General features: G+C 71.1%; 13 protein-coding genes. 6 read left to right on the plus strand and 7 right to left on the minus strand.

Going from position 1 to position 12,886, the window contains the following annotated elements:
* Positions 1 to 31: 31 nt before the first annotated feature.
* Positions 32 to 217 (minus strand): hypothetical protein, encoded by a 186-nt coding sequence (locus QC283_RS32400; RefSeq protein ID WP_279565316.1) that lies wholly within the window; start codon positions 215 to 217, stop codon positions 32 to 34.
* Positions 218 to 367: 150 nt separating this feature from the next.
* A complete protein-coding gene (locus QC283_RS32405) occupies positions 368 to 1,531 on the minus strand; it encodes an ROK family transcriptional regulator (RefSeq protein ID WP_279565317.1) in 1,164 nt (387 codons plus the stop codon).
* A gap of 157 nt (positions 1,532 to 1,688) precedes the next feature.
* Between QC283_RS32405 and QC283_RS32410 the strand changes: the two genes are divergently transcribed.
* Genes QC283_RS32410 through QC283_RS32425 form a run of 4 tightly spaced genes read left to right on the plus strand, consistent with a single transcriptional unit; the run spans position 1,689 to position 6,135 of the window.
* Positions 1,689 to 2,585, plus strand: a complete 897-nt coding sequence (locus tag QC283_RS32410; protein ID WP_279565318.1) for a carbohydrate ABC transporter permease — start codon at positions 1,689 to 1,691, stop codon at positions 2,583 to 2,585.
* A gap of 16 nt (positions 2,586 to 2,601) precedes the next feature.
* Positions 2,602 to 3,567 (plus strand): carbohydrate ABC transporter permease, encoded by a 966-nt coding sequence (locus QC283_RS32415; protein WP_279565319.1) that lies wholly within the window; start codon positions 2,602 to 2,604, stop codon positions 3,565 to 3,567.
* A 10-nt stretch (positions 3,568 to 3,577) separates the two neighbouring features.
* A complete protein-coding gene (locus QC283_RS32420) occupies positions 3,578 to 4,918 on the plus strand; it encodes an ABC transporter substrate-binding protein (protein WP_279565320.1) in 1,341 nt (446 codons plus the stop codon).
* A gap of 14 nt (positions 4,919 to 4,932) precedes the next feature.
* Positions 4,933 to 6,135 carry a Gfo/Idh/MocA family protein gene (locus QC283_RS32425; protein ID WP_279565321.1) on the plus strand — a complete coding sequence of 401 codons (1,203 nt, stop codon included), beginning with the start codon at positions 4,933 to 4,935 and terminating at the stop codon, positions 6,133 to 6,135.
* A 148-nt stretch (positions 6,136 to 6,283) separates the two neighbouring features.
* Here the strand turns inward: QC283_RS32425 and QC283_RS32430 are convergent, their stop codons facing one another.
* The gene (locus tag QC283_RS32430; RefSeq protein ID WP_279565322.1) at positions 6,284 to 7,084 is read right to left on the minus strand and encodes an SDR family NAD(P)-dependent oxidoreductase; all 801 of its coding nucleotides are present in this window, start codon (positions 7,082 to 7,084) and stop codon (positions 6,284 to 6,286) included.
* Between the two features lie 49 nt (positions 7,085 to 7,133).
* On the opposite strand from QC283_RS32430, the gene QC283_RS32435 reads away from it, so the two are divergent.
* Entirely contained in the window at positions 7,134 to 7,673 is a 540-nt protein-coding gene (locus QC283_RS32435) for a hypothetical protein (RefSeq protein WP_279565323.1), read from the plus strand.
* Here QC283_RS32435 and QC283_RS32440 read toward each other — a convergent pair.
* The 3 genes from QC283_RS32440 to QC283_RS32450 form a co-directional block, all read right to left on the minus strand.
* Complete coding sequence (locus QC283_RS32440; protein WP_279565324.1) at positions 7,657 to 8,595, minus strand: SDR family oxidoreductase; 939 nt, start codon at positions 8,593 to 8,595, stop codon at positions 7,657 to 7,659. The two genes, QC283_RS32435 and QC283_RS32440, sit on opposite strands and share 17 nt — an antisense overlap.
* A gap of 88 nt (positions 8,596 to 8,683) precedes the next feature.
* Positions 8,684 to 9,313 carry an MBL fold metallo-hydrolase gene (locus tag QC283_RS32445; protein WP_279565325.1) on the minus strand — a complete coding sequence of 210 codons (630 nt, stop codon included), beginning with the start codon at positions 9,311 to 9,313 and terminating at the stop codon, positions 8,684 to 8,686.
* Positions 9,313 to 10,401, minus strand: coding sequence for an S-(hydroxymethyl)mycothiol dehydrogenase (locus QC283_RS32450; RefSeq protein WP_279565326.1), 1,089 nt, complete (start codon positions 10,399 to 10,401; stop codon positions 9,313 to 9,315). Before QC283_RS32450 ends, QC283_RS32445 begins: the two co-directional genes overlap by 1 nt.
* Positions 10,402 to 10,580: 179 nt before the next feature.
* Here QC283_RS32450 and QC283_RS32455 point away from each other — a divergent pair, with 179 nt between their 5' ends.
* Positions 10,581 to 12,335, plus strand: a complete 1,755-nt coding sequence (locus QC283_RS32455; protein ID WP_279565327.1) for an ABC transporter ATP-binding protein — start codon at positions 10,581 to 10,583, stop codon at positions 12,333 to 12,335.
* Between the two features lie 50 nt (positions 12,336 to 12,385).
* Here QC283_RS32455 and QC283_RS32460 read toward each other — a convergent pair whose 3' ends face one another.
* Entirely contained in the window at positions 12,386 to 12,886 is a 501-nt protein-coding gene (locus tag QC283_RS32460) for a metallophosphoesterase family protein (RefSeq protein ID WP_279565328.1), read from the minus strand.

A 12,886-nucleotide genomic window follows, 5' to 3' on the forward strand; every position in this document is an offset into this window, starting at 1 on the left:
CTCCGATGCGCCGAGGAGCCTCAGGCGCCGGTCAGGCGGCCTTCGCGGGCTCCGGGGGCGCGGTGGCCCACTCCATGACGAGCCGCTGGTACTCCGCGCGCTGCTCGACGCTCAGTGTCCCGCCCGACCGGAGCCACAGGGCCCGGATCTCCTCGTTGACCTCGGCAGCCGATCGCTCGGAGGAGGGTTCAACAGTGGTGGACATGCTGTGAAGCATACGGCGCCCGGCGTGAAGACGATGTGAGTAATCGCGAGCTAACCGGACATACCGGACCGTGTTGCTGATCACGTCGAACGTCTCATCTGTCAAGGCCTACCGGCGAGTTCGTTCACATCACTTGTGTTCTGGCGCACACGGCCCACCCCTTCACACCTGCGCCGCTCCCAGTACCAGCACCTGGATCGCCAACACCGCGGCGCCGCGCGCCCAGTCGTGGAAGTCGGACACCCTGGTCTCCAGACCGACCGGCTCGGCCCGCGGGTGCCGGTTGTCGCGGATGGTGTTCTCCACCACCTTTCCGGCCACGTCCATCAGACCCACCCCCTCCCCCGCGAGCAGGATCTTCTGCGGCATCACGAAGTTGGCGATCTGCGCCACCAGAGTGCCCAGGGCCCGCCCCGCCTCCTCCACGACCCGGGCGGGCATGGGCTCCCCGGCGGCGGCGGACGCGAGGATCTCCTCGTAGCCCAGGTCGCGGCCGGTGGCGGCCCGGACCTGGTAGCGGATGTTGGGGATGGTCAGCAGCGAGACGGCGCTGCCGCGCCGGCCGTCGGGGGTCAGCGGACCGTACGGGTCGAGGATCCAGTGGCGGCCGAAACCGCGGTCCTCGTCCCCCGAGTACGGCACCCGCTTGCCGCCGAGCACCAGCCCGTACCCGACGCCGGCGCCGATGGTGAGGACGACGAACCGGTCCAGGCCGCGCCCCGCCCCGAACCAGGTCTCGGCCTCCACGAAGGCGGCGGTGTCGTTCTCGACGACGACCGGCAGCCCGGTGCGCTCCTCGACGAGGGGGGCAAGCGGGACTCCACGCCACCCCAGGAAGGGCGATTCGCCGACCACCGCCCGGCCCTCGACGAGTCCGCCGACGCCGATGCCGATGCCGGCGACCCGGGGACGGCCCCGGGACAGCTCCCCGGTCATCTCCGCCAGGACGTCCGCGACCCCGCCGGGGTCGTGCGTGCTGAGCGCACGGTCGTGACGTGCGACGATCTCGCTCCTGATGGTGGTGACGACGCCGTACACCGTGTCGCCGGTGATCTTGAAGCCGATGAAGTACCGGGAGTCGGTGACCACGTCGAGCGGCTGCGACGGACGCCCCTGGCGGACCCCGGCCGGTGCCCCCGCCTCGGGGACCTCGACCAGCAGCCGCGACTCGATGAGCGGCTTGGTCAGCCGGGTGAGGCTGCCCGGCGAGAGGTCGAGCCGCCGGGCGAGCTCGGTACGCGACAGGGGTCCGTGCACGAGCACCTCGATCGCCACGGAGCGTTCCGTGGGGCTCAGCGGAAGCCAGCTCTCGGCACTGGTGGGCATGAGATCGAGCCCTCCACTTTCTTCCGGACCGGAAACAACAAGGCTACTTCAGGCAAGTTTGCCTTCGAAAAGGATGTTCGCGCGACCTCTTGACGCATCGATTGTTCCAGCCCAAAAGTAAACGAGGACGAGCCGCCGCATGCGAGGGAGTCTGCCGATGACCATCGCCTCCAGCAGCCCTGCCGGGAAGCGGGGTGACGGACGTCTCGCCGCGGTGTTCATCGCGCCGGCGCTCCTGGGCTTCGTGGTCTTCCTGCTCTGGCCGACGCTGCGCGGGATCTACCTGAGCTTCACCCGCTTCAACCTCCTGACCCCGGCCGAGTGGGTGGGCCTGGACAACTACGTGCGGATGGTCAACGACCCCATCTTCTGGGAGTCGATGCGGGTCACGGTCGTCTACGTCGTCATCAACATCGGCGTGCAGACGGTCTCGGCCCTGGCCATCGCCGTGCTCCTCCAGCGGCTGACCCAGTCGTCACTGCTGCGCGGGATCGTGCTCACGCCGTACCTGATGTCCAACGTCGTGGCGGGCATCGTCTGGCTGTGGATCCTGGACACCCAGCTCGGCGTCGGCAACGAGATCGTCACGGCGCTGGGACTCGACCGCATCCCGTTCCTCGCCGACGAGACCTGGGCGGTCCCGACCATCGCGCTGATCAACGTGTGGCGGCACGTCGGGTACACCGCGCTGCTGCTGTTCGCGGGGCTCCAGGCCATCCCGGGCGACATGTACGAGGCCGCGAAGGTGGACGGCGCGAGCGAGTGGCGGATGTTCTGGCGGATCACGATGCCGCTGCTGCGGCCGGTCCTCGCGGTCGTCCTCATCATGACGGTGATCGGTTCGTTCCAGGTCTTCGACACGGTCGCCGTGACCACCGCGGGAGGACCGGCGAACGCCACCAACGTGCTCCAGTTCTACATCTACGGCGCCGCCTTCGGCCGCTTCCAGTTCGGATACGCCTCGGCGATGTCCGTCGCCCTGCTCGTCGTGCTGAGCGCCATCACCTTCGTCCAGTACCGGCTCACCCGCGCCGGCCAGAGTGACCTCGGCTGACGGAGAGGAGAACGAGATGACCGACACGACCTCCACGGCCGACGCGGCCTCCGTGGCCGGCCCGGTCCCCGCGGCCGGCCGGACGCCCGTACGGCGCGGCAGGCGCGGGCGGCTCTCCCCCGGGCGGATCGTGGCCTGGGCGGTGATGGCCGCGATCGTGCTCATCACCCTGCTGCCCTTCTACTGGATCCTGCGCACCGCTCTGTCCACCAACAGCGGACTGGCCGGCCACCCCGCCGACCCGCTGCCGGTCGACCCGACCACCGGCGGCTTCGAGCGGGCGCTCGGCCTGCAGTCCTCCGAGGAGGCGATCGCACAGGGCGGCTCGGGCAGCGGACTGAGGTTCTGGCGGTACCTGCTCAACTCGGTGTTCGTCTCCACCCTGATCACCGTCTGCCAGATCCTCTTCTCGGCCATGGCCGCGTACGCCTTCGCCCGGCTGCGCTGGCGGGGCCGGGACGCCGTGTTCGGCCTGTTCCTGGCGGGACTGATGGTGCCGGCGATCTTCACCCTGCTGCCGAACTTCATCCTCGTCAAGGAACTCGGCCTGGTGGACTCCCTGCTGGGCATCGCCCTGCCTACGATGTTCATGACCCCGTTCGCGGTGTTCTTCCTGCGGCAGTTCTTCATGAGCATCCCCCTGGAAGTGGAGGAGGCGGCCCTGCTGGACGGCGCCGGGAAGGTGCGGGTCTTCTTCCGGGTGCTGCTGCCGATGGCGGCGACGCCCGTACTGACACTGGCCGTGCTGACCTACATCACGTCCTGGAACGACTACTTCTGGCCGCTGATGGTCTCCTACAGCGACAGCTCGCGCGTGCTCACCGTGGCGCTGGCCGTCTTCCGCGCGCAGACCCCGACGACCGGGACCGACTGGTCCGGCCTGATGGCGGCCACGCTCATCGCGGCCCTGCCGATGCTGCTGCTCTTCGGTCTCTTCGCGCGCCGCATCGTCACCACCATCAGCTTCACCGGCATCAAGTGAGGGGACGGACATGCGATTTCGTACGGCCGCCGCTCTGACCGGGGCGCTGGCGCTGTCCCTGGTGAGCGGCTGCGCTGGGGGCGGCGGCGCCGGATCGTCCGCGAACACGGTGACGTACTGGCTCTGGGACACCAACCAGCTGCCCGCGTACCAGGCGTGCGCCGAGGACTTCGAGAAGCGGAACCCGGGCCTGGACGTCAAGATCTCCCAGATGGGCTGGGACGACTACTGGACCAAGCTCACCGCGAGCTTCATCGCGGGCACCCAGCCCGACGTGTTCACCGACCACATCCAGAAGTTCGGCCAGTTCGCCGACCTCAAGGTGCTGGAGCCGCTCGACGACCTGGGTATCGAGGACTCCGACTACCAGCCCGGTCTGGCCGCCAGCTGGCTCGGCGAGGACGGCCACCGCTACGGCGTCCCCAAGGACTGGGACACCGTCGCCCTCTTCTACAACGAGAAGATGGCCAAGGACGCCGGGCTGAGCGCCGAGGAGCTGGGCGGCCTGTCCTGGAACCCGCGGGACGGCGGCACCTTCGAGAAGGCCGTCGCGCACCTGACCGTGGACGAGAAGGGCAGACGGGGCGACGAGCCCGGCTTCGACAAGGACAACGTCGAGGTCTACGGCCTGGCCACCAACGGGGGCGGTGACGGCGACGGCCAGACCACCTGGAGCCACTTCGCCGCGTCCGCCGGGTGGACCTACACGGACAAGGAGCGGTGGGGCACCGAGTACCGGTACGACGACGACACCTTCCAGTCGATGATCGAGTGGTACTTCGGACTGGCGGACAAGGGATACATGGCCCCCTTCACCGACTACTCCGTGTCCAACCAGGCCAACGCCCAGGTCGCCGCAGGCAAGGCGGCCACCGCCTTCGACGGGGCGTGGATGCTCTCGACGTACGCCGGCTTCGAGGGCGTGGACTTCGCCACCGCCGTCACTCCGGCCGGCCCGACGGGCAAGCGGGCCACGATGATGAACGGCCTCGCGGATTCCGTCACCAAGGACGCCCGCAACAAGCCGGGCGCCATGAAGTGGGTGAAGTACCTGGCCTCCGAGGAGTGCCAGCGCACCGTGGGCGGCTACGGCATCGTCTTCCCGGCCACGCCCGGCGGCACCGAGGCGGCCGTCGCGGCCTACGAGGAGAAGGGCATCGACGTGACGGCCTTCACCCGGCCGGTCGACGACAAGGAGAACTTCCGGACCTTCTCCTACCCCATCACCAACTACGCCGCGGACGTGCAGGCCCTCATGCGCCCCGCCATGCAGGACGTCTACGGCGGCGGAAAACCGGTGAGCGGCCTCGACGAGACCAACGACCAGATCAACCTGATCCTCGACCAGTGAAAGGCACATCATTCATGACGTTCTCCCTCGGCATCGTTGGCGCAGGCCAGTTCTCCGGCCAGTTCGCCAAGCTGTTCCAAGCCCACCCGGGTGTGAGTGACGTGTACGTCACCGACCTGCTGCCACAACGGGCCGAACAGCTCACCGCCGCCGAAGGTCTCGCCGGCACCTTCCCGACCTATGAGGCGATGCTGGAGTCCAGGGCGGTCGACGCCGTCGCGATCTTCACGCAGCGCTGGACACACGCCCCGCTGGTCCTCCAAGGGCTGGGCGCGGGCAAGCACGTGTTCTCCGCCGTGCCCATGGCGATCAGTACGCAGGAGATCGCGGAGATCCTCGACGCGGTCAAGTCGACCGGACTGACCTACATGATGGGCGAGACCAGCCAGTACAACCCGGCGACCGTGCACGCCCGCAACCGGATCGCCGAGGGCGCCTTCGGTCGGCTCTTCTACGCCGAGGGCGACTACGTCCACGACATGGACCTGGGCTTCTACGAGGCGTACCAGTACAGCGGCGGCGAGGGGTGGAAGTCCACCGCCAGCTATCCACCGCTGCTGTACCCGACGCACTCGGTGGGCGGGGTGCTGGGCGCCTGGCAGACGCACGCGGTCAGTGTCTCGGCGCTGGGGGTGGTGGACGAGCGCGGCGACGGTGTCTTCGACCGGTCGGTCAGCCAGTTCGACAACGACGTCTCCAACGCGACGGCGCTGTTCGAGGTGGCCGGCGGCGGGTCGTTCCGTACGAACGAGTTCCGGCGGGTCGGCTATCCCTCACACATCCGTGAGTCCCGTTTCCGGTTCTTCGGTACCGAGGCGAGCATGGAGCAGCTCGCCACGGTGGCGCTGTGGCAGGACAAGACCGGAGTGGAGGACATCAGCGAGCTGCTGGAGCCCAAGCCGACCACGTCCCCCGACGATCCGTCCCTCCAGCACATCGCGCCGGAGCTGCGGGCCGCCTTCACCTCGGGTTCGGCGCCGGTGCACGACCGGGCGCGGCTGCCGCGGGAGTTCGACGAGATGCGCAACGGACACGAGGGCAGCCACCACTTCCTCGCGGACGACTTCGTGACCGCGGTCAACTCCCGGACCCTGCCGCCCGTCAACGCGTGGGTGGCGGCCCGCTACACCCTGCCGGGCATCGTCGCGCACGAGTCCGCGCGGCAGGGCGGGGCCAGGCTGGAGATCCCGGACTTCGGGGACGCTCCGCAGCTGTGACCCGAAGGCGTGAGCCGGGCGCCCGGGTCCGCCGGGTGCCCGGGTCCGCCGGGTGCCCGGCTCGCGGCCGTACACGTGGACGGCGTCGCCCTTCGCCAGCCGTCCCGGCCCGGTCTCCCGGCCCGGTCTCCCGGCCTGTCGGCCGCCGTCAGTCCGTGTCGTCCCACTCCTGGACCGCCTGCCGGAACCCGGTGTTCACCGCGGTCAGACCGCCGTCGACGACCAGGGTGGTGCCGGTGATCCAGGACGCGTCGCGCGAGGCGAGAAAGGCGACGGCCGCCGCGATGTCCTCCGGTTCGCCGACCCGCCCCAGCGGGTACAGCCGCCGGACCGCCGCCAGGTCCTCCTCCCGCCCCTCCCAGGCCGTGGTGCGCACGGTCCCCGGCGTCACGAGGTTGACGCGGACACCGCGCGGCGCGGCGTGCCCGGCGAGGGTGCGGGTGAGGGAGGCCAGGCCCGCCTTGGCGGCGCTGTAGGCGTGGTTGCCGAAGTCCTGGACGCCGTTGACCGAGCCGACGCTCACGACGGCGCCGCGCCCCGAGGCCGCCAGGTGAGGCAGAGCGGCGCGGCAGCAGCGGTAGGCGCCGGTGAGGGTGACGTCGAGGTCGCGGGCCCACGCCTCGTCCGGTTCGTCCTCGAAGAGCGGGGCGTCGGGCGTACAGGCGTAGGCGTTGTTGACCAGCACGTCGAGGGTGCCGAAGGTGTCCACGGCGTGGGCGACGGCCGCCTCGACGGAGGCCCGGTCGGCCACGTCGCAGACGAACGCCTCGGCGGTGAGCCCGTGTTCCGTCAGCTCCGCCGCCGTGCGCCGCGCGGCCGAGGCGTCCACGTCGGTCAGCAGCACCCGCGCGCCCTCGGCGGCGAACCGGCGCGCGGTGGCCGCGCCGATGCCCCGGGCGGCGCCCGTGATCAGTACTCCGTGGTCGGTGAACCGCCCTGTGTCCGTCATGGCCCGACGGTACTGCCGCGGCGATCACCGCGGCAGGTAGCGTGCGCCCATGTCCGAGTTCCTGCAGCAACTCCCCGCGCTCATAGGTGTCGTCGTCGGAGCGCTCGGTTCGTATCTCGCCGTGGTCCGCAGCGACCGGGCCCGGTTTTGCCGCGAGACCGCGGCCCGCTGGGAGGAGCGCAGGCTCGCGGTCTACGCCGACTACGCGCGCACCCTCAAGACCTCCGTCACGCTGACGTACCGGATCGCCGCGCACCTCGGCAACGACCCGCACCCGCACCCGTTGCCCCCGCGGGAGGCCGCGCCCGCCCAGGCCGAGGCGACCCTCGCCCGGGACCCGGCAGGCGAGGCGCTGATCCTGCTGGGCGGCCCGGAGGTGGTGGAGAAGGCCCGGGCCTGGGTCCTGACGGTGATGGAGATGGAACACTTCCTGCGCGAGGAGACGCGTGACCCCGACGCCTGGCAGGCCCTGCTGGAGCGGCAGCGCGCCGGACGTGAGGGCTACTACACGGCCGTACGGAAGGATCTGGCGCTGCCGCCGGGCCACGCGGCCCGCCGGCCGCTGCCGCCCGTCAGCGGTAACCGGTGACGTCGGGCGGCTTGTCCGCGTCCTGGACCTCGACGATGTAGCGCCAGGCGTCCGGGCGGCTGCCGTCGAGGTCCGTGAAGCCGTACTCCTGGGCGAGGCCGCCGCTGGAGAGGGACCGGCCGTTGAAGCGCGCCACGTCCGGGTCGGCGGCGAGAGCGGTGACGGCGCGGCCGACGTAGCGGGGCGTCTCGGAGATGGCGAAGTGCGGGACGCGGTCGAGGGCGTCGCGCCAGTTCTCCTCGCGTACGCCGAAGTGGTCGAGCATGATCTCCGAGCGCAGCCAGCCGGGGGTGAGCGCGACGGCCGTCGCGCCGCGCGGGCCGAGTTCGTGGCCGAGGGCGAAGGCCATGCGCAGGACGGACGTCTTGGCGAGGTCGTAGAAGAAGGAGACGCGGTAGTGGTCGCGGTTGTAGTCGTCGGTGCCGTCGGTGACCTCGACGACCAGTCCGCCGGGGTGGCGCAGCAGCAGCGGCAGGGCGTGGTGGCTGGTGACGGCGTGGGTCTCGACCGCGAGCCGCAGGAGCCTGAGGCCGTCGTCCAGGTCGTGTTCCCAGACGGGGTTCTCCCAGTCGAAGAGGTTCTCGCCGCCCCAGATGTCGTTGACCAGGACGTCGAGGCGGCCCTGTTCGCGGCCGACGCGGTCGATCAGTGCGGCGACCTGCGCCGGATCGAGGTGGTCGGTCGGTACGGCGATGCCCTGGCCGCCGGCCTCGGTGACCAGGTCGGCGGTGTCCTCGATGGTCTCGGGGCGGTCGTACTCCGAGCGCCGGGCGCGGGTGCTGCGGCCGGTGACGTAGACGGTGGCGCCGGCCGCGCCCAGTTCGACGGCGATGCCGCGTCCGGCGCCCCGGGTCGCCCCGGCGACCAGTGCGACCCTACCTGCCAGCGGTTTCTCCGGTGACTGTTTCGGTGACCCTGCCATGTCCGGCTCCCGTTCCTCTCGCGCACGAGCGATGTCGTGATCGAGAGTGCCCCGGAAACCGGACATCCTCTGTCATCTTTTAGGCGTGTCAGTGCCCGCGCTTGATCCACTCGTCCAGGTGCGGGGCCTCGGCGCCGATGGTGGTCGGGTCGCCGTGGCCGGTGTGGACCTTCGTCTCGGGTGGAAGAACCAGCAGCCGGTCGCGGATCGAGTCGATGATGGTCGGGAAGTCGGAGTAGGAACGGCCGGTGGCGCCGGGCCCGCCCTGGAAGAGGGTGTCGCCGGTGAAGACGGCGCCGAGTCCCGGGTCGTACAGGCAGACCGCGCCGGGCGCGTGCCCCGGAGTGTGCAGGACCGTCAGGTCGGCTCCGGCGGCCTCGATGACGAGGTCGTCCTTCAGCCAGGCGTCGGGGTCCCGGTCGGGATGGGTCTGCCGCCACAGCGGCAGGTCGTCGCGGTGCAGCCAGATGACGGCGCCGGTGCGCTCGGCCAGGGCGGGCGCGGCGTTCACGTGGTCGTTGTGGGCGTGGGTGCACACGATGGCGGTGAGCCGGCGGTCGCCGACGGCCTCGGCGATCGCGTCGGCGTCGTGAGCGGCGTCGATGACGATGACCTCGTGGTCGTCACCGACGAGCCAGACGTTGTTGTCGACGTCCCAGGTGCCGCCGTCGAGGCTGAACTGACCGGAGGTGACGAGGCGTTCGATACGGGCGGCCATCACAGCACCACGACCGAACGCAGCACGTCACCGGCGTGCATCCGCTCGAAGGCCTTCTCGACCTCGTCCAGCTGGATGGTCTCCGTGACGAACTTGCCCAGGTCCAGGCGGCCCTGGAGGTGGAGGTCGATGAGCATCGGGAAGTCACGGGAGGGCAGGCAGTCGCCGTACCAGGACGACTTCAGCGAGCCGCCGCGCCCGAAGACGTCCAGCAGCGGCAGTTCCAGCTTCATCTCGGGCGTCGGTACGCCGACCAGGACGACGGTGCCGGCCAGGTCGCGGGCGTAGAAGGCCTGCCGGTACGTCTCCGGGCGGCCGACCGCCTCGATGACGACGTCGGCGCCGAAGCCGCCGGTCAGCTCGCGGATCGCCTCGACGGGGTCGTTGTCGCGGGAGTTGACGGTGTGGGTGGCGCCCATGCCCCGGGCGGTCTCCAGCTTGCGGTCGTCGATGTCCACGGCGATGACCTTCGCGGCCCCGGCCAGGTGGGATCCGGCGATCGCCGCGTCACCGACGCCGCCGCAGCCGATGACGGCGACGGTGTCACCGCGGCCGACGTTCCCGGTGTTGATCGCGGCGCCGATGCCGGCCATCACCCCGCAGCCCAGCAGGCCTGCCACCTGTGCGGAGACGGCCGGGTCGACCTTGGTGCACTGTCCGGCGGCGACCAGCGTCTTCTCGGCGAAGGCGCCGATGCCGAGGGCCGGGGAGAGCTCCTGCCCGGTCGAGGCGAGGGTCATCTTCTGCTCGGCGTTGTGGGTGTCGAAGCAGTACCAGGGCCGGCCGCGCAGACAGGCCCGGCACTTGCCGCACACCGCGCGCCAGTTGAGGATCACGAAGTCACCGGGGGCGACGTCGGTGACGCCTGCGCCGACCGACTCGACCACGCCCGCGGCCTCGTGGCCCAGCAGGAAGGGGAAGTCGTCACTGATGCCGCCCTGCTTGTAGTGCAGGTCGGTGTGGCACACCCCACAGGCCTGGATACTGACCACGGCCTCTCCCGGTCCGGGATCGGGCACGACGATCGTCTCGATCCGCACGGGCTCGTCCTTGCCCGGTGCGATCACGCCGCGTACTTCCTGCGCCATGGTCCTGACTCCTTCTTCGGCCGTTCAGCGTTCCTGACGACCCTACGCGCAACCGCTCGGCAAAGGGCAGGTGACAGGCGGTATGGAGGGTGCGCCGGGTTCCCGCCCGCGAACCGGCGGGCGGTGCCGCAGGGCCCCGGCGTAGCCTGAGTCGTCCGCCCACCTGCCGAAGGAGTGCCGTGAGCACCGCAGAGACGGAGACCGGTCCCCCCGCCTGGCGACTGCTCCTGACATACGTACGGCCGCACCGCCGCACCCTGTTGGCGGGCGCCCTGCTGTCGCTGGCCACGGGAGCCACCGGGCTGATGCTGCCGCTGGTGGCGCGGGAGCTGATCGACGACCTGTCGCACGACCGCACCATCGCGGGCGCGCTGCTGGCCATGTCGGGCCTCGTGGTCGCCAACGCGGCGCTGGGCGGGCTGGGTTCGTACGTGCTGAGGCGCACCGCCGAGTCGGTGGTGCTCGGCGCGCGGCGCTCCCTGTCGTCGTATCTGCTGCGGCTGCGCATCACGGCCGTGGACCGCACCGAGCCGGGTGACCTGATGGCCCGGATCACCTCCGACACGACCCTGCTGCGCGAGGTCACCACCGACTCCCTCGTCGGGCTCGGCACCGGCGGGCTCACGCTGGTGGCGACGCTGGTGATGATGGGCCTGGTCGACCCGGTGCTTCTCGGGGTGACGCTGGCGGTGGTGCTGGGGGCGGGGACGGTCCTGGGGCTGATCGTGCCGCGCATCAACCGGGCGAGCCGGCAGGCGCAGGACGCGGTGGGCGTGATGGGTGCCGCGCTGGAGCGGATCCTCGGCGCGCTGCGCACGGTGAAGGCCTCCGGCGCCGAGCCCCGGGAGGAGCGGGCGCTGCACGCGGCCGCCGAGGAGTCGTGGCGGCAGAGTGTGCGGGCCGCCAAGTGGTCGGCCGCCGCGGGCAACACGGCCGGGCTGGCCATGCAGATCGCCTTCATCACGGTGCTCGCGGTGGGCGGTGCGCGGGTCGCGACGGAGGCGATCGACGTCGGCACGCTGGTCGCGTTCCTGCTGTTCGTCTTCTATCTGATGTCGCCGATACAGCAGGTCGTCGGTGCCGTCACGCAGTACCAGACGGGCAAGGCGGCACTCGCGCGCATCCAGGACGCGCTGCGGCTGCCCGCGGAGCCGCCGGTCCGCCCCGCCCCACTGCCGTCCCCGGGCGCGGAACCGGCCGCGGTGGCCTTCCAGGACGTCCGCTTCCGCTACGCCGACGACCTGCCGTACATCCACCACGGGGTGACCTTCGACGTGCCGGCCCGGGGCATGACGGCGTTCGTCGGACCGTCCGGCGCTGGCAAGACCACCGTCTTCTCCCTCATCGAGCGGTTCTACGACCCCGGTTCGGGGGAGATCACGCTGGACGGACGGAGCCTGGCGGACTGGGAGCTGGCCTCGCTGCGTGCGGCGATCGGGTACGTGGAGCAGGACGCCCCGGTACTGTCCGGCTCGCTGCGGGACAACCTGCTGCTGGGCAACCCGGAGGCGGACGACGGTGCCCTCGCCGCGGTGGTCAAGACGACCCGGCTCGACGGTCTGGTCGCCCGGCTGCCGAACGGCCTGGACACGCTGGTGGGGCACCGCGGCACCAGGTTGTCGGGCGGTGAGCGTCAGCGGGTGGCCATCGCCCGGGCCCTGCTGCGGCGTCCCCGGCTGCTGCTGCTCGACGAGGCGACCTCGCAGCTGGACGCGGTCAACGAGGCGGCGCTGCGCGACACCGTGGCCGACGTGGCCCGCACGACCACGGTGCTGGTCGTCGCCCACCGGCTCTCCACGGTGACGATGGCCGACCGGATCGTGGTGATGGACGCGGGGCGCGTCCGCGCGGTCGGCACGCACCGGGAGCTGGTGACCGCCGATCCGCTGTACGCGGAGCTGGCGGCGACCCAGTTCCTGGCCGCCGGCGGCTGAGCGGCGCCGGACGCGCGCGGGCCGCGGCCGCGCCGCTCACGGGTGTCCGCCTACCGCCGCGGGAGCCGGTGCAGCTCGACGTCCCCGAGTCGGCCGTCGGCGACCGTGGCCGTCATGTAGGTGCAGTGCGGCTGACGGCGCCGGTCGGTCGGCGAGCCCGGGTTGAGCAGGCGCAGGCCGGTGTCCGCGGTGGTGTCCCAGGGGATGTGGCTGTGCCCGAAGACCAGGACGTCGAGGTCCGGGAAACGGGCCGCGCAGCGTGCCTCGCGGCCCTGGGCGGCGCCCGTCTCGTGGACCACCGCGAAGCTCAGGCCGCCGAGGTCGGCGTACGCCACCTCGGGCAACCGGGCGCGCAGAGGGGGCCCGTCGTTGTTGCCGTACACGCCGACGAGTCTTCGGCTGCGGCTCTCCAGCAGGTCGAGGGTGGCGGTGTCGACCCAGTCCCCCGCGTGCAGGACGACGTCGGCCCGCGGGATTTCCGCCAGCAGCGGCGCGGGCAGTTCCTTCGCCCGCTTCGGCAGATGGGTGTCGGACACGAGCAGCAGGCGCAC

The organism is Streptomyces sp. DH41 (assembly GCF_029813785.1).
In the GTDB taxonomy this organism is placed as follows: domain Bacteria; phylum Actinomycetota; class Actinomycetes; order Streptomycetales; family Streptomycetaceae; genus Streptomyces.